General features: G+C 67.4%; 16 protein-coding genes. 11 read left to right on the top strand and 5 right to left on the bottom strand.

Translation table 11 applies throughout. The features are described 5' to 3' along the window. Window positions 1-15: 15 nt before the first annotated feature. From ACAG25_RS13320 to ACAG25_RS13305, 4 genes are read left to right on the top strand one after another with little or no spacing between them, the layout of a single operon-like run. Window positions 16-1,029: an ATP-binding cassette domain-containing protein gene (locus ACAG25_RS13320; protein WP_370488924.1), complete on the top strand. Its 1,014-nt coding sequence runs from the start codon at window positions 16-18 to the stop codon at window positions 1,027-1,029. Further along, window positions 1,026-1,844, top strand: coding sequence for an ABC transporter permease (locus ACAG25_RS13315; RefSeq protein WP_370488923.1), 819 nt, complete (start codon window positions 1,026-1,028; stop codon window positions 1,842-1,844). The genes ACAG25_RS13320 and ACAG25_RS13315 overlap by 4 nt, the downstream gene beginning before the upstream one ends. Continuing rightward, window positions 1,841-2,728 (top strand): ABC transporter permease, encoded by an 888-nt coding sequence (locus ACAG25_RS13310; protein WP_370488922.1) that lies wholly within the window; start codon window positions 1,841-1,843, stop codon window positions 2,726-2,728. Before ACAG25_RS13315 ends, ACAG25_RS13310 begins: the two co-directional genes overlap by 4 nt. Window positions 2,729-2,780: 52 nt before the next feature. Next, a complete protein-coding gene (locus ACAG25_RS13305) occupies window positions 2,781-4,031 on the top strand; it encodes an acyltransferase (RefSeq protein ID WP_370488921.1) in 1,251 nt (416 codons plus the stop codon). A 6-nt stretch (window positions 4,032-4,037) separates the two neighbouring features. On the opposite strand, the gene ACAG25_RS13300 is transcribed toward ACAG25_RS13305, so the two are convergent. After that, complete coding sequence (locus ACAG25_RS13300; protein WP_370488920.1) at window positions 4,038-4,868, bottom strand: class I SAM-dependent methyltransferase; 831 nt, start codon at window positions 4,866-4,868, stop codon at window positions 4,038-4,040. 87 nt (window positions 4,869-4,955) lie between these two features. Here ACAG25_RS13300 and ACAG25_RS13295 point away from each other — a divergent pair, with 87 nt between their 5' ends. The 3 genes from ACAG25_RS13295 to ACAG25_RS13285 are packed head-to-tail and all read left to right on the top strand — an operon-like array spanning window position 4,956 to window position 6,873. Then, window positions 4,956-5,642 (top strand): flavodoxin family protein, encoded by a 687-nt coding sequence (locus ACAG25_RS13295; protein WP_370488919.1) that lies wholly within the window; start codon window positions 4,956-4,958, stop codon window positions 5,640-5,642. Between the two features lie 27 nt (window positions 5,643-5,669). After that, entirely contained in the window at window positions 5,670-6,173 is a 504-nt protein-coding gene (locus ACAG25_RS13290; RefSeq protein WP_370488918.1) for a DUF2505 domain-containing protein, read from the top strand. Further along, window positions 6,166-6,873: a nitroreductase family protein gene (locus ACAG25_RS13285; RefSeq protein WP_370488917.1), complete on the top strand. Its 708-nt coding sequence runs from the start codon at window positions 6,166-6,168 to the stop codon at window positions 6,871-6,873. Before ACAG25_RS13290 ends, ACAG25_RS13285 begins: the two co-directional genes overlap by 8 nt. Window positions 6,874-6,877: 4 nt before the next feature. Here the strand turns inward: ACAG25_RS13285 and ACAG25_RS13280 are convergent, their stop codons facing one another. After that, entirely contained in the window at window positions 6,878-7,552 is a 675-nt protein-coding gene (locus tag ACAG25_RS13280) for a cutinase family protein (protein WP_370488916.1), read from the bottom strand. Window positions 7,553-7,668: 116 nt separating this feature from the next. After that, window positions 7,669-9,024, bottom strand: a complete 1,356-nt coding sequence (locus ACAG25_RS13275; protein ID WP_370488915.1) for a PE-PPE domain-containing protein — start codon at window positions 9,022-9,024, stop codon at window positions 7,669-7,671. A gap of 262 nt (window positions 9,025-9,286) precedes the next feature. On the opposite strand from ACAG25_RS13275, the gene ACAG25_RS13270 reads away from it, so the two are divergent. The 3 genes from ACAG25_RS13270 to ACAG25_RS13260 all read left to right on the top strand — a co-directional run bounded on the left by ACAG25_RS13270 (window position 9,287) and on the right by ACAG25_RS13260 (window position 12,506). After that, on the top strand, window positions 9,287-10,159 hold the full coding sequence (locus tag ACAG25_RS13270; protein WP_370488914.1) for a phthiotriol/phenolphthiotriol dimycocerosates methyltransferase: 873 nt from the start codon (window positions 9,287-9,289) through the stop codon (window positions 10,157-10,159). Window positions 10,160-10,244: 85 nt separating this feature from the next. Beyond that, window positions 10,245-11,612 (top strand): cytochrome P450, encoded by a 1,368-nt coding sequence (locus ACAG25_RS13265; RefSeq protein ID WP_370488913.1) that lies wholly within the window; start codon window positions 10,245-10,247, stop codon window positions 11,610-11,612. 72 nt (window positions 11,613-11,684) lie between these two features. Further along, window positions 11,685-12,506, top strand: a complete 822-nt coding sequence (locus tag ACAG25_RS13260; RefSeq protein ID WP_370488912.1) for a phthiotriol/phenolphthiotriol dimycocerosates methyltransferase — start codon at window positions 11,685-11,687, stop codon at window positions 12,504-12,506. A gap of 71 nt (window positions 12,507-12,577) precedes the next feature. Here the strand turns inward: ACAG25_RS13260 and ACAG25_RS13255 are convergent, their stop codons facing one another. Together ACAG25_RS13255 and ACAG25_RS13250 are read right to left on the bottom strand one after the other, a co-directional pair. Then, entirely contained in the window at window positions 12,578-13,882 is a 1,305-nt protein-coding gene (locus ACAG25_RS13255; RefSeq protein ID WP_370488911.1) for a hypothetical protein, read from the bottom strand. 231 nt (window positions 13,883-14,113) lie between these two features. Beyond that, window positions 14,114-15,265, bottom strand: a complete 1,152-nt coding sequence (locus ACAG25_RS13250) for an LLM class flavin-dependent oxidoreductase (protein WP_370488910.1) — start codon at window positions 15,263-15,265, stop codon at window positions 14,114-14,116. Window positions 15,266-15,288: 23 nt separating this feature from the next. On the opposite strand from ACAG25_RS13250, the gene ACAG25_RS13245 reads away from it, so the two are divergent. Continuing rightward, on the top strand, window positions 15,289-16,080 hold the full coding sequence (locus ACAG25_RS13245; RefSeq protein WP_370488909.1) for an alpha/beta hydrolase: 792 nt from the start codon (window positions 15,289-15,291) through the stop codon (window positions 16,078-16,080). Window positions 16,081-16,372 lie beyond the last annotated feature (292 nt).

Genomic DNA, 16,372 nt, shown 5'->3' with positions numbered 1-16,372 from the left:
CCGGAAGGAGCTGCCGTGACCGGCATGGAGAAGGCCGTCGTCGTCGAGGACCTCAAGAAGTCGTTCGGGACGGTGCACGCGCTGCGCGACGTCACCTTCGAGGTCGGCAAAGGGGAGGTGCTGGGGCTGCTCGGCCCCAACGGCGCAGGAAAGACCACCACGGTCAGCATCCTGTCCACGCTGACCAAACCCACCGCCGGGCGCGCCGTCGTGGCCGGCCACGACGTGCAGAAAAATCCCGCGGGGGTGCGGGAATCGATCATGCTGACCGGTCAGCACGTGGCGCTCGACGACCTGTTGACCGCGCGCGAGAACCTGGTGATGTTCGGCCGGCTGCGAGGGTTGAAGAAAAGCGATGCGCGCACCCGCGCGACGGAACTCCTCGAACACTTCGACCTGGTCGAGGCGGGGGACCGGTCGGTCAGCACGTTCTCCGGCGGTATGCGCCGACGGATCGACATCGCGTGCGGTCTGGTCGTGCGCCCGGAGGTGGTGTTCCTCGACGAGCCGACCACCGGCCTGGATCCGCGGAGCCGGCAGAGCATCTGGGAGTTGGTCAACGACTTCAAGGAAGCGGGCATCGCGACCCTGTTGACCACCCAGTACCTCGAAGAGGCCGACACGCTCAGCGACCGGATCATCGTGATCGACCACGGCACGATCATCGCCGAGGGCACGGCCGACGAACTGAAGGAACGCACCGGCGGGACGTTCTGTGAGATCGTGCCGCGGCGGCTGTCCGACACCGCCGCGATGGCCGAGGCGCTCGGCCCGCTGCTGCCGAAGCAGAACCGCGCCGCGATCGCCGACGGCGCCGACCGCATCTCGATCCCGGCGCCCGACGGGCCGAACACACTGATGCAGGCCCTGCATCTGCTCGACGAGGCGAACATCGAGCTTCTCGACATCGCGCTGCGGCGCCCGTCGCTCGACGAGGTGTTCCTGGCGCTGACCGGGCAGAAGAATTCGTCGGAGAACTCCGATGCCGACGACGCGTCGGAACCTGCTGTCGCCGAGGCGGTGCCGTGACGTCCAACGCGATAGCAGATCTCGGCGAGCGGCCACCGACGTCGGTCCTGCAGCAGTGGTGGGTGCTCACCGTCCGGATGATCACCCCCACGCTGCGCAACGGTGAGGTCGCGACGCTGGTCGCGGGATCGATCATGTTCACCGTCGGCTTCTACATCCCGCTCAAGGAGATGACCGGCGCGGCCACCGGCATGAGCAGCTACGCGCAGTTCCTCACGCCGATGGTGGTCATCGTGGCGATCACCTTCGCCGCGGTGTCGGCGGCGTTCCGCTCGGCCAGCGACGCGGGCCTGGGCATCAACCGCCGGTTCAAGGCGATGCCGATCCCGTCGCTGACCCCGCTCGCGTCGCGGATGTCGGCGAGCCTGTACCGCTGCACGGTGGCGATGGTGGTCTCCCTGGCCTGCGGTCACGTCATCGGTTTCCGCTTCCACAACGGCATCGCCTACATCGTCGCGTTCTGCGCGCTGTCACTGCTGGTCGGGTTCGCGCTGTCGATCCTCGGCGACTTCATCGGCACGGCCACCGAGAACCCCGAGGCGACCACCCACCTGATCCTGCTGCCGCAGTTGATCTTCGGGTTCCTGTCGGTGGGCGTACAGCCCATCGAGCGGTTCCCCGAGTGGATCCAGCCGTTCGTCCGCAATCAGCCGGTGTCGCAGTTCGTCTATGCGCTGCGCGCGCTGGCCGGTGACACCACGCCGACAGCGCCGCAGGTGACGTGGTCGGTGATCGGCCCGGCGCTGATCTGGGCGGTGGGCATCGTCGTGGCGCTCATCCCGCTGCACGCTCTCGTGGCTGCGAGGCGCCAATGACCTCGCTGGCTTCCGACGACACGCAACCGGCCGGTGAGCTGTGGCCGGCCTCGCCTTCACGCTCCGTGCGCGGCGACGGCTCGGGCCGCCACCGCCTCCCGCCGGCCTGGGAGAACTCGCCCCGGCGTCTGGCCCTGCACACCGGCGTGTTGACCGCCCGCATCCTGCGCCGCTGGAGCCGGGACATCTCGACGATGTCGCAGTCGCTGGCGATGCCCGTGGTGCTGCTGATCACCATCAACATCGTGTTCGAAGACGGCGTCTCCGCGGTCACCGGGCAGAGCGCGCTGTACGGCAGCGTGCCGCTGATCGCGATGATCGGCGCGATGACCGGCGCCATCATCGGCGCCATCGGGGTGATGCGCGAACGCGCCGACGGTCTGTTGTCGCGGCTGTGGGTGATGCCCGTGCACCGCGCGGCCGGACTGTTGTCGCGCCTGGTGGCCGACGCGATCCGCATCTTCGTGACCACGCTGGTGATCATGGTCGCCGGCATGGTGATGGGGTTCCGGTTCGAACAGGGACTGCTCAGCGCCGTCGCGTGGGTGTTCATCCCGGTGATCTTCGGGATGGCGTTCTCGGTCGTGGTGTTCACCCTGGCGCTGTACTCGGCCAACACCATCGCGGTCGAGGCCACCGACCTGCTGGCCGCCACGACGCTGTTCTTCTGCACCGGCCTGGTGCCGCTGAGCCAGTACCCGGACTGGATCCAGCCGGTCGTGGAACACCAACCCGTCAGCTACGTGGTCGAGACGATGCGGGGGCTGTCGATCGGCGGACCGGTCCTGCAGCCGTTGCTGGGCACGATCGCCTGGTCGGTGGGGATCATCGTGGCCTGCACGGTACCGTTGGCCCTCGGATATCGCCGGGCCAGCATGCGGTAGCCGGCAAGCTCCGGTATCCGACCGTGCCCGATCTGTCGTGGGGAGTCGTCAAGTGTTTCCGTCATCGGTGATCCGCAAGCTGGCGCGCAGCGAGGAGATGTACGCCGAGTCCCAGAACTTCATCGGGCTGGGTGCCACGGTGCGCGGGCCCGTGGACGTCGACGCGATGTCGACGGCGTTCGACGCGATGCTGCAGGCCCATCCCGCACTGGGTGGGCACCTGGAGAAGGACGCCGACGGCCGCTTCGCGCTGGTGGTCGACGACCTGCTGCATCCGGGCATCGAGGTGATCGAGCTCGACGACCCCGCCGCCGAGGCTCCGCCGATCTTCTTCGACCAGACCCAGGGTCTGGTCGCCTGCCGGGTGATCCGGCGCGGCGAGGAAACCCAGATCATCCTCTACATCCACCACAGCCTCGCCGACGGGCAGCACCAGTTCAGCCTGATCGAGAAGATGCTGTCGAACTACACCGACCTGGTGACCACCGGTTCGATGCGTCCGGTCACGGTGGCGCCGGCCCCGGATTCGCTCGAGACGATCCTGGCCGACCGAGGGGTGGAGAAGAAGGGCCGGTCCGGTCTGGAGCGGTTGATGGCGGCGATGTTCACCTACGACCTGCCGCCGTCGCGCCGCGCCGCGTCGTCGGAGACGCCGCCGTTCCCGATGCTGGTGCCGATGGTGTACTGCAAGCTCTCCGTCCAGGAGACCGAGAACCTGATCGCGTTCAGCCGCTCACAGAAGCTCGGCGTCAACGGTCTGCTGTCGGCGGCGATCCTGATGGCCGAGTGGCAGCTGCGCAACACCCCGAAGATCCCCGTCCCGTATGTGTATCCCGTCGATCTGCGCTACGTGCTGTCCCCGCCGGTCTCGGCGACCGCCTGCACCAACCCGGTAGGAGTGGCCACCTACCTGGCGGAGATCTCCGAGAGCACCGATCCGGTCGAACTGGCCCGCGACATCGTCGACACCTTCCGGAAAGACCTGAGCGAGGGCGTCATCCAACAGTCCATGCTGCACTTCTCGCCGCAGTACGTGGGCAATCCGCCCGGTATGCCCGACGTCGTGATGTTCACCGACAACGGGGTGATCCCGCCGATGCGCACCCCGCCGGACGTCGAGTTGACCGCCAGCCACGGCGAACTCTACTTCCAGGTCAACGCGGGCATCGAGATCTACACCAGCAAGATCTTTAATGGGCAGTTGATGGTCGAGTACCACTCACACGGCCCCGAACCGGAGCGTTCGATCGCGGCGATCGAGGCGTTGTTGAAGCGTTTCGCCTCGATGCACTCACCGGCCTGACCCGTGTCAGCCGGGCGTGCCGAACGCGAAGCGGTGGTACTGCAACGACTTGCGCAGCGCGGGCACGGCACGCACCAACCGCTTGGCCACCCGGAAGGCACCGGAGACCCGCGCGAAGGTGGCGGCGTCGAAGAACGTGGTGGCCGCGAGCAACCGCAGCTCTGGCACCTGGTCGAGGATGTCGTCGGGCCGGTTCACCGCCCAGTGCAGGGTCGAGTTCGAGTTGCGCACCAGCGTCTGCGTCTTCTGCGACTTGATGGCCAGCCAGTTGAAGAAGTCGATCTGCACCTCACCGGACGGGAAGCGCTCGACCACGCGCCGCAGCAGCGCGATGCCCTCCTCCTCGGTGAGGTACATGCTGATGCCCTCGGCCAGGAACAGCACCGGCGCGTCGGCCGGGATCTGTTCCAGCCACGACGGATCGGTCGCCGAGCTGGCGATCAGCTGGTACCCGGGACGGGCGGGATAGACCTTCGCGCGCAGCTCGATCACACCGGGGAAGTCGACGTCGTACCACGCGATCTCGGGTCCGGGGTCCAGCCGGAACACCCGGGTGTCCATGCCGCATCCGAGGTGGATGACGGTCGCGCGGGGATTGGCCGCCAGGAACTGGCGAGCCCAGATGTCGTACTGGGCGGTGCGCACGGTCAGCAGCGGGGCCCAGCTACCGCTGATACCGAGTTCGTCCCAGTCGTAGTCGATCCGGGCGATGGCCTCTTTGGCGAACTGGTCGCCCAGGACCGGCTCATCGAAATCAGCGTCCAGTGCCTTCATGTAGAGGGTGGATAGCATGGTCTTCGCGGGGCCGGTCAGGTCGACGGAAACTTTGTTCGTCACATGTGTGAGGCTATTCGCCGGACCCCGCGTGTTGCACGTCGGGGCGGCGATCGACGCCCGGTCCCGGGCAAGAGGGGAGAAGCGGTGATGACCGACGCTGTCGGCGACATTGGCGACGACCGCAAACCGCGGGTCCTGTTGCTGTACTACAGCTACACCGGACAGACCACCAAGGTCCTCGACGCCGCCGAGGAGGTGTTCCGCAAGCGTGGCTACCTCGTCGACCGTGCCCCCATCGAGTTCACCGATCCGAAGTACTCGGAGAAGTTCCGCCGCTTCCCGATGCGTAACGTGTGGCCGGACTTCTTCAGTGTGCTTCCGGCCCAGACCCGCGGGGTCACCGGGGACATCCGCACCCCGGACGAGGTGCGCACCGGTGACTACGACCTGATCTGCATCGGTTCGCCGACGTGGTGGGACACCGTGTCGATGCCGCTGCGCAGTTTCCTGAAGTCGCACGAGGCCCGCAATCTGCTGGACGGCAAGCCTTTCGCGGTGTTCGTGGTGTGCCGGCGCAAGTGGCGGAAGAACCTGGCCGGGGTGCGCAAGCTCGCCGAGAAGAAGGGCGGGCGTTTCGTCGACAGCATCCACTTCACCTACCCGGGAGGCGAACTGTCCTCGATGCTCTCGCTGACCAGTTATCTGGGGTCGGGGGAGTACAAGGACCGCTATCTCGGGGTCAAGCTGCCACCGACCAACATCAACGACGAACAGGTCGAGGAGGCACGGCGCTTCGCTGCCCGACTGGCCGACAAGGTGTTCGGCAGGAAATGACCCACCCTCGCGCAGGAAGGACCAGCGGTGCCGCGGCCCTTTGACGTCACGACCGACTCGACGGCCGGCGTCGACGCCATCCATGCCGCTTTCGGCAACGAGACCTATTGGCGGGCACGCCTGTTCGAGTTCGGCAAGGACTCGATCCACCTGGACGAGCTGACGGTGGGGCAGGACGGCTCCATCACGGTGGCGACGACGCAGGACATGGGCCGCGACATGTTGCCCGGCATCATGGCCAAGGCGATCCCGGGTGGGCTCCGGGTGATCCGGAACGAGCAATGGCGCCGCACCGGGGACTCGCTGCACTGCGACGCCGTGGTCACCGCGACCGGAGCGCCCCTGCATGCCACCGGCACTGCGGCGATCACCCCGCAGTCGACAGGTTCCCGGTTGCGCTTCACCGGCACCCTCGCGGTGAAGCTGCCGCTCGTCGGCGGCGCCATCGAACGGTTCATCATCTCCCAACTCGGGCAGGAGATTCCCGCGGCGCAGCGCTTCACCACGGATTGGATCGCCGCGCATGGCTGAGATCCCCGGTACCGAGGAGGCGCTGGCGGCGCTGAACATGCCGCTGGTGGACGCGATGATGACCCAGCGCGCGATCCGGCGGGTTCGTCCCGATCCGGTCGACGACGCCATCGTGCTCAAGTGCATCGAACTCGCGTTGCGGGCGCCCAACGGATCCAACGGGCAGAACTGGGAATTCGTCGTCGTCAAGGATCCGCGCATCAAGGCGAAGCTGGCGCGGCGCTATCGCGTGGCGTGGTGGGCCTTCTACCACAGCAAGATTCGCGACGTCGCGAGCTACGACCGGGAGATGGCCAAGACGGTCAAGGCCATCGAGTGGCAACTCGACCACTTCACCGAGATCCCGGTGCTCGTGGTGGCGTGCCTGAAGCTCACCGCGCGCGAGGGCAGGATCCCGTTCACGCCGAAGCCGGCGGCCGCCGAGTCCGGGTTCTACGGGTCCATCTACCCGAGTGTGCAGAATCTGCTGCTGGCCGCGCGGGCCATGGGCCTGGGCGCTTCCCTGATCACGCTGCCGCTGTGGAACCTGACCTCGGCCCGACGCGTCCTGAAGCTGCCGCTGTCGGTCACACCGTGCTGCGTCATCCCGCTGGGCTGGCCGAAGGGCCGTTACGGACCGACCACCCGGCGACCGGTGGACGAGGTGGTGCACCTCGACACGTACGGCAACCGGGCGTGGTTCGGTCCGGCCGACCTCTAGGAACTCACCTGACCCGGGCGGCCACGAAGTCGGCTGCGTGGTCGGTCATCCCGTTGCGCGGGTAGGCTCCGTGGGCCAGGAAGTCGAGCCCCCGCGAGCAGAACGGGTCCCCGTCGGCGCATAGGTCGAGGGTCTTCGCGCCGAAGCGTGGGCTGATCACGTCCAGTGGGCCGCCGCCGGTCATCTTGCGCACCGGGTTGCCGAAGACCACCACCGCGGCCACCCGGTCGACGACGGCGTCCGGCAGTGGCGCGGGGGTGAATCCGCGCACCGGTGCGTCGACCGCGGTGACCAGGGCGACCACCCCGGCTCCCTGCGACGTGCCGCCGAGCACGATCTGCGTGTCGGGGCAGGCGGCGGCGATCGACTCGATCTGCGCCCGCGCGTCGGCCGCGCCCGCCGACGCCGACGGTTTGAAGTCCCAGGCGGCCGGATAGTTCACCGGCCGGACGTCGATCGACTTGTCCGCCAGGCGAGTACGCAGTTTCTCGATGAAGTTGGCTCCGACGGCGCCGGGGCCCGCGGGACCGCCGGTGCCGCGGGCGAACACCACCGTCACGTCGGAGCAGGGCTGCGCCGCGGCGGGGGCCGCCGTGACCGTCATGGCCCCGAGCGACGCACCTGCGACGACCGCAGCGACCGCAGCTCTGATGACGGGCCGCACAACTGACGACAACATGGTGTGACCATCCCTAACCGGCGAGAACCTATCGACGGCGGGCCCTGCGCTCGGCGCTACAGGCGCGACATCTCCCTAGTGGTATCGAGGATACGCAAGGAAATGTTGCAGACGGCTCACGCAGCCGCGCCGCCGGCGCTGCCGCGGCGCTCGGAACCACCGGTGGAACCGCTGTTGTCGGAACCGGAGGACTCACCGGCACCCGCGGCCTCGGTGGCCGTGTTCCCGGTGTCGTCGTTGGCCGCCTCGTCTGCGGCCTCCTTCTCGGCTTCCTTGGCCTCGGCCTTGGCCTCGTCGGCGAGCCGGCTCTTGATCGCGGCCACGCTGTTGCTCTCGCTGCCGCGCTTGGCGCGGTGCGAACCCGTCGACGTGGCGGCCGTCTCGTCATCGGCCTCGAGGTCTGCTGCTGGATCGGTGGAGTCGTTCTCGTCGGCCTCGTCGGTGGGCTCGGCACCGGCCTTCGACTGCTCGTCGACGACCGGGGTCGTCGGCTCCTCCGAACCGTCGGACGAGGGCTGGACGTCGGTGCCGTCCTCGGCGCCGGCGGTCTGCTCGGGCGCCTCGTCGGCGGGGGTGCCCGATTCGAGCTGACGGCTCGCCGAGCGCAGCGACTGGGTCTCCTCGTCGTCCTTGGCGTCGTTGCGGCTGTAGCCGGCGTCGACGATGCGCTTCAGCGTCTCCTCGTAGGGCTTGAGCCACGGCATGAACCTGACCAGGGGCAGGGTCTCGGTCGGGACCAGGTACTTGGTGATCACGCCGCCCTTGGCGTTGGGCTCGTAGACGGTGATGTTCTCTTCGGGGACGTCGTCGAGATTGACCTCGGTGGTCGAGACGTGCAGGTACAGCGCGCCCAGCGAGGCGTTCCAGTTGGCCAGGACGTTCCACCAGCGATCCGGCACGTCGGCGATGCCGTCGTACTCGCGTGCGACGAGGATGATGTCGTACTTGGTGGCGGGCGCCAGCCAGTTGGTGACACCGGTGTTCGGCCCGCGATACGGGTCGGAGACCAGCACGAACCGCACCTGGTCCTTGTCGGGGGCGTTGGCGCCCATCAACTCGAGCCGGTAGAGCAGCTGGCTGGCCACCGCCGCGCCCTGCGAGAAGCCGCCGATGACGATCTGTGCGTCGGGGTCCTCGACCAGCACCCTGTTGAGCTCGCCGGCGAGCAGGATCGAGCCGATGCCGATCGACGGCAGGAAGTCGAAGGTGCCGGGGTAGCGGACGTTCTTCAGGGTGAAGCGGTCGTCGTCGTCGAAGTAGCCGTCGAGCGCATTGCGCATCTGCTCCTCGGTCAGCCGCCCGCTGCCGGTACCGCCGAGAAGCAGTGCGGTGCACTTCGCGTCGGCGGTGCACGCCGGCACGGGTGCGGGCGCCACGGCCGCGGTGACCGGCGTCGCCGTCCCCAGGGCGATCGCAGCAGCTGCGAGAGGGGACACGATGCCGGCTACAGCCGACCGACGACCGACGCGCATGAAAGTTCCTCCAGAAGATGTGACGGGCCGACACTGAATGTAGGTTGCTGAACAAAATCTAGCAACCATTTCGTGATGTTTGCTGATCAGCCTGGACCAGATCGACGCCCAGACATGGCAAACTTGGCGGCGAGCACTGCGTGCCGGGCTCCCTTGACCGGCGGTCAGCGCTGATTCCTCTGCATAGTAAAGCAATCGGCCACCCCTGGGCGCCGCCACCGCAGATTGCCGATGTCTCGAGCGTGCTGGCATACTCCGTGCCATGGCCGACCAGAACTCGAACCTCGTCGACGCTGCTCGCGACGCCCTCAGACACAACCCGGTCGGTCAACGCCTCGTCGGCGCCCGCGGACTCAACGTCCCGTTCGTCCGCAAACTCAGCAGGAAATTCTTCTATCCGTTCATCAGCCGTCGCCTCGAGGCCGACGACGTCACGTTCCTGAACTGGGGATACGAAGAGGATCCGCCGGTCAATCTGCCGCTGGCGAAGGAAGACGAACCCAACCGGTACCACATCAACCTCTACCACCGCACGGCCACGCAGGCCGACACCAGCATCGCCGACAAGGACGTCCTGGAGATCAGCTGCGGCCACGGCGGCGGCGCGTCCTACCTGACCCGCACCTTCAAGCCGGCCTCCTACACCGGCCTCGACTTCAACCCTGACGGGATCGCGTACTGCAAGAAGCGACATGTGTTGCCAGGGCTCGAGTTCGTGCACGGGGACGCCGAGAATCTGCCGTTTGCTGACGAGTCGTTCGACGCGGTGGTCAACGTCGAGGCCTCCCACGTCTACCTCGATTTCGGGCGTTTCATGGACGAGGTCTACCGCGTCCTGCGGCCGGGCGGACGCATGCTCTACACGGACATGCGCAGCAGCGAGCAGATGGCCGACTGGGAGAAGGGGATCGCCGAGGCCAAGTTGCGCGTCATCGACCAGCGGGTCATCGACGCCGAGGTGCTGCGCGGCCTGGACCTGACCGCGGATGCGAACCTGCAGACGGTGACCAACGCCCTGCCCGCACCGCTGCGGCCGATCGGCCGTCAGATCGTGGTGTCGCCCGGGTCGCGTCTCTACCGGCAACTGGCCTCCGGCGACATCTCGTACCGTTTGTACTGCTTCAGCAAGGACTGAGCCGCAACCCGGTCGGCACGCGGACCACAGGCGCGGACTCGGGGACCCGCGCTCCCGCCACCCGGGAGCGCGTAGGAGGGTGAAGATGGCCAAGGCAACAACCGATCCCGTCAAGCTGCCGCCGGGGCCGCGGCTGCCGAAAGTGCTTCAGGGTGCGGCGTTTCTGACAGCGCCCTACACCTTGCCGGCGATGTTGGCGCGGCGCTACGGCGGCGCGGTCAGCATGCGGATGCCGGTGTTCGGCCAGACCGTCGTCGTCACCGATTCCGCTCTGGTCAAGGATCTGTTCAGCACCGGCAACGACCTGATCGAGCGGCCGACGAATCTGGGCCGCGTGGTGGGCCCCGGTTCGATGTGGAGCCTCAACGGCAAGGCGCTGGTCGAACGCCGCAAACTGCTGGTGCCGCCGTTCCACGGCAAGCGGGTCGGGGGCTATGAGCGCATCGTCGAAGAAGAGGTGATGCGCGAGATCGCGACCTGGCCGCAGGGCCAGGAGTTCGAGACGCTGAACTCGATGATGCGCATCACGCTCAACGTCATCCTGCGCACCGTGTTCGGGGCGCAGGGACCTGAGCTCGACGAGCTGCGCGAAGTGATGCCGGCGTCGGTCGAACTCGGTTCCCGGCTGGCGATGCTGCCCGATGTGGTGCTCAAGGATCTCGGCGCCTGGAGTCCGGGTGGACGGATCAAGCGCTATCGCCAACGCATCGACGCGGTCACCGAGAAGTTGATGGCCGACGCCCGCTCCGACCCGGACTTCGACGGGCGCTCCGACATCCTCACTTTGCTGCTGGCGGCGCGATACGAGGATGGACAACCGATCTCCGACAGCCACATCACCGACGAACTGGTCACGCTCATGGCCGCCGGTCACGAGACGACCTCGTTGTCACTGGCCTGGGGAGTGGAGCGGTTGCGCCGCCATCCCGAGCTGCTGTCGCGGTTGGTCGCCGAGGTCGACGCGGGCGGTTCGGAGTTGCGGCAGGCCACGATCTGGGAGATCCAGCGCACCCGCCCGGTCGTGAACGCGACGATGCGACGCACGCTGCAGCGCATCCGCCTCGGCGACTGGGTGATCCCCGAGGACAGCACCTTGCTGATCAGCATCGAACTGGCCCAGCAGTCCGCGGAGCACTTCCCCGACCCCGAGGCGTTCAACCCGGACCGCTACCTGGTCAACGGCAAGACACCGCCGGCCTGGGTGGCGTTCGGCGGCGGGATCTACCGGTGTATCGGTGCCGCGTTCGCCAACATGGAGATGGACGTCGCACTGCGCACCATGCTCCGCGAACTGCGGTTCGAGACCACCACGGCGCCGGCGGAACGCCGGCACAGCCGCGGGACGAACATGGCTCCGGAGAAGGGCGGCCGGGCCGTGGTGTACCGCCGTCCCGGCGGTGCTCTCGGAGATTCGGAGAGCCTGAGCGTGTCGTCGGGCAGCGACGCCCGCTAGCCCGTCGGGCGACTCATAAAAAGTTTGCCCCAGTGTCGCATCGGGCTGGTGTGCCTGGCATACTCCCCGGACATGGCCACAAGTCAAAGAGACCGAATCGACCGCCTCGGTAGCACCACGCTCTTCAAGAAGATTGTGGCGAAATACTGGTATCCGATGTGGACGCGGCGGCTCCACGCCGACGACGACGTACAGTTCCTGAACTGGGGATTCGAAGAGGATCCGCCGATGGGACTGCAGTTGGACGAAGCCGACGAACGCAACCGGTACTACATCCAGCTCTACCACAGCACCGTGACGCAGGCGGGCACCGACCTCGCGGGCAAGGACGTCCTGGAGTGCAGCAGCGGCCACGGCGGCGGCGCCTCCTACATCACGCGCTACCTGAAGCCGGCCAGCTACACGGGCCTGGACTTCAACCCCGACGCCGTCAAGTTCTGCTCCAAGCGTCACCAGCTGCCGAACCTGAAGTTCGTGCACGGGAACGCCGAAGACCTGCCCTTCCCGGACAACTCGTTCGACGCGGTGGTCAACATCGAGGCCTCTCACGCCTATCCGTCGCTCGAGACGTTCCTCTCCGAGGTCCGCCGGGTGCTGCGTCCCGGCGGCCGTTTCCTGCAGTCCGACGTCTACGGCCGCCAGGAGTTCGCGCACTGGGAAGGCGCGCTGAAGAACTCCGGCATGAAGATGATCAACGAGCGCGTCATCAACGACGAGGTGTTACGCGGCCTGGACCTCACCGCGCATCTGTCCGACGAGCTGATCAAGCGTTACCTGCCCGGATTCCTCCACGGCTTCGGACGCAACTTCACCGGCGTCCCGGGCTCCCGCCTCTACCGCGATGCGCAGAGCCACGCGGTCGAGTACCGGTCGTACTGCCTCGAGAAGGTGTAGCGACACAGCAGCCAACCGAAAAGGGGGCCATGCGGACGAATCCGCATGGCCCCCTTTCTTTCTCGGTTCTGCTAGGCAGCCGCCTCGGAACTCGACCGTGCGGAGCCCGACGACGAGCTGTCACCGGTGTCGCTCGACCCGGTGGAACGCGTGAACGCGTCGGCCACCTTCGACAGGCCCGACTCGACCCGCTCGACGGTACGACCCCAGCGCCGCTCGCTGTCGTCGACGCGGCGGTGTTTACCGCCGCTCTGCTGCTTCGGCGTGGATTCCTTGGCCTCTTCGACCGGTTCCGGGATCTCGACCGTGAGTTCCTCCTCGGCGGCTTCCTCGGTGGTCTCCTCGGTCGTGTCCTCGGTGACCGCCGGGGCCGGCGCCGGCGGTGTCTCGGGCGCAGCGGCCTCGTCGGACGCGGTCGCGTCGGCTGGCACGCCGGTGTCGACGGTCAGCGTGAACGTGCGGGTCTCGGCGACCTCGACCTGGCCCTCGGGCTGGCCTGCCACCCGGGCGGCCGCGGCCTCGTCCGGCTCTCCTTCGGGTTCCTCGGCCTCGGGGGCGGGGTTGTACGCCGGATCGTCAGGGTTGACCGGCGGGATCTCGGCGACTTCCTTGGGCTTGCGCACGAACAACTTGAAGAACGTCTCGATCTCGTCGACCGCGAAGAACTTCGGCAGGTGACCGGTGATCTGCAGGGCCCGCGCGAGGTTCGCGAACGCCGTGATCATCTCGTAGATGCTCGGGATGTGGATCTTCTCCGGCTTGGACACCAGGTAGTTCCAGACCGACTTGACCGGCTCGAGCGGATCGAGCTTGACGGTCTTCTTCGACCAGTCCGTCTCCCAGCCACCGACGGGGTTGATGACCTCCGGGAAGGTGTAGCCCTCCTCGCTGTAGAACCTCGACATCGGCACCTTGAACATCTTGCCGAGCATGCCGCGCAGGTCAGGACAGGTGAAGTCGCAGCCCTCGTGCATCGGCAGGTTCGCCGTCATCCACCAGTTCAGGTGTTTGCCCAACGGCCGCGACAACGCCGGGAACGGCACCGCCATGTTCATCAGGCTCCACGCGTGCGCCGGGTTGGCGTCGTCCCAGCCCCACACGTTCATCGGGTGCGAGTCGTTCCAGCTTCCGCTGGCCGCCATCGCCGCGGCGAACTGCTCGACACCGAAGATGAAGTTGCCCGGCGCGTTGATCACCGCGTGGATCAGGTTGATGGGTACATAGGCCAGCGAAGTGGTGGCGGTCAGCTCCACGGCGCTCTCGACCGAGCGCACCTCGGGTTGCGCGGGCGGCACGATGACCGGTGAGACAGCCATGACGCCGGCCCCCACCAGCGCCACGCCTGCGGTGGCATACGGGCGAATCGATGCGCGCATCGACGGCCCCCCTTTCGATTTTCTTCACGATGGCTGTGTGGCCGACGGCCACACCGACCAGCCCTGTTGGAGCTCGGTCAGCAAACTTACCTTACGCACAGCCGCGAACATAGTCTGCAGATTCACGCGAATCGTCCGTGCGCGCGCTTCGCCAGCGAACAGCGCCGGGCCGGACCTGGGAACCCGCTGCGGGATGACGGAACTCTTACGCCCGCGCACAGTCGGCAGGGTTCAGAACTTCTTCAACCCACGCAGCACGCGGGTGAACGGCAGGCTCGCCGACGCCGCCTTGGTCAACCTGGGGTTCAGCTGGCTTCCGTTGATCACCACCAGGTAGCGCAGTCCGGCGTCGCGCCACTCGGCAACCTGCTCGAGCACCTCGTCGGCGGTGCCGTGGAAGCACAGTTCGCGCATCAGCGAGGCGGGCACCTTACGGATGTGGGACATCGCCGTGTCGTAGTCCATCGTCTGCGGCACCAGGTCCTGCACGCCGGCGAAGTCCGCGCCGAGGGGATGCTCCACGCCGTGGCGGGCCCAGGCATGCGCAGGCGCTGCCAACGCCATCGTCTTGAACAGCACTCCGTCGAGTGCCTCGTCGACGTCGTCGCGGGTGCGGCCGCACACGACCGCGCGGTTGAGCGCGGGAACGATCGCCGCCGGGTCCCGCCCGGCGTCCGAGGCGGCCACCCGGACCGCGTCCAGCGACTCGGCGTAATCGGCCGGACGCGAGATCGTGAACGGCACCCAGGCGTCGCCGTAGCGGCCGGTCAGGCGCAACATGCGCGGGCCCTGGGCCGCCACCCAGATCTCGGGCCATTTCCCCTTGTACGGCGGGAGGTCGAAAAGCGCGTTGCGCAGTGGGAAATACGGGGAATCGCGGGTGACGAGTTCGCCATTGCTGTCCCACAGCGCGCGGATGGTGGCCAGCGCTTCCTCGAAGCGGGCCACCGGTTTGGTCCACTCGACGCCGTAGGGCTCGTTGCCTTCGCGTTCGCCGACCCCGATACCCAGCATGGCGCGACCGCGGGACAGCAGGTGCAGCGTGGCGGCGGCCTGGGCGGTCACGGCGGGGTGGCGGCGGCTGGCGTCGGTGACGCACACGCCCAGCCGCAGCCGGCGGAACCGGTTGCGGGCGGCGAGATGGCCCAGCATGGTCCACGGCTCCAGGACCGCATCCACCTTCGGGATCAGCCGGGTGCCGATACCCAGGTGTTCGGGGGTGGCCAACGAGCGGGGGACCAGCGAGTTCAGGTGGTCGCCGACCCACACGGAGTCCGCTCCGGTCGCCGATGCCGTCACCGCCGCAGCCGTCGCGGGCAGGCTCGCCGAGAACCGCGTGTTGACAATGCCGTCGAGCAGACCGAACCGGAAACCACGCGTCACCCGACCGACCGTACTATCGGGTCGTGCGCGAAGCACTCGAGGTCATCGACAGGGGCTCCGCGACCGACTCCCATCCCGCCCCACTGCTGTTCGTCCACGGCGCCTGGCAGGCCGCTTGGTGCTGGGACGACCACTTCCTGGACTTCTTCGCCGAGCGGGGCTACCGCGCCGTCGCGCTGAGCCTGCGCGGGCACGGGACCAGCACCACGTCGAAGCCGTTGCGGCGCTGCTCCTTCGCCGACTACCTCGACGACATCGCCTCGGTGGCCGCCACCCTGCCGACCGAACCGGTCCTGATCGGTCACTCGATGGGCGGCTACCTGGTGCAGAAGCACCTGCAGACGGCCACGGCGCCGGCCGCGGTGCTGATGGCGTCCATGCCGCCGTCGGGCTACTTCGCCTCCGGTGTGCGCTGGCTGCGCCGCCACCCCTGGCACTTCGCGCGGATCGCGGTGACCGGCCGTTCCCTGCCGGCGGTCGGCACGCTCGAACTCGCGCGGGAACGCTTCTTCTCGCCGAAGACCCCCGACTCGGTGGTCGCGGCGTGTGTCCGCCGGCTCCAGGAGGAGAGCGCACGATCGGGTCTCGACGGCCTCTACGACCGGCCGAAACCGGAGCGCATCGACACCCCGATCCTGGTGCTGGGCGCCCACGACGACGGCGCCGTCACCCGGGCCGAAGTGCACGCGACGGCCCGCGCGTACGGGACGACCGCGGAGTTGTTCCCCGATATGGGGCACAATATGATGCTGGAGCCCGGCTGGAGATCTGTCGGCAACCGCATCGACGAATGGTTGATCACCCGAGGGCTGTAACGTCCCGCCGTCCACAGGCGATAGAGCGGGCGAATTCAAAGAAGAAGCCGGACCACGACCCCCAGATTTGCGCGCAGACCAGTGTTGACTGGTGCAACGCGGCGCTCGACTTTGCCTCCAGTTGGCGGACGGGTTAACTGACGCGAACGTCAGCAAATGAGATTTCCGTGAGGAATCCGCTTTCTTTGCTAGACACAAGGTCTCTTTTTGGATACGGTTCAGCCTGTCCTAACATCGCTCAGCAATCGAAATCACTTGAAAGGGGCGTCATGCCTGCTGCCGTACGTTCGTA

It is taken from the genome of Mycobacterium sp. pV006, assembly GCF_041287115.1.
GTDB lineage: Bacteria > Actinomycetota > Actinomycetes > Mycobacteriales > Mycobacteriaceae > Mycobacterium.
Note: the sequence above shows the minus strand (reverse complement) of the source record. Positions and strands in the feature narration are given on the sequence as shown.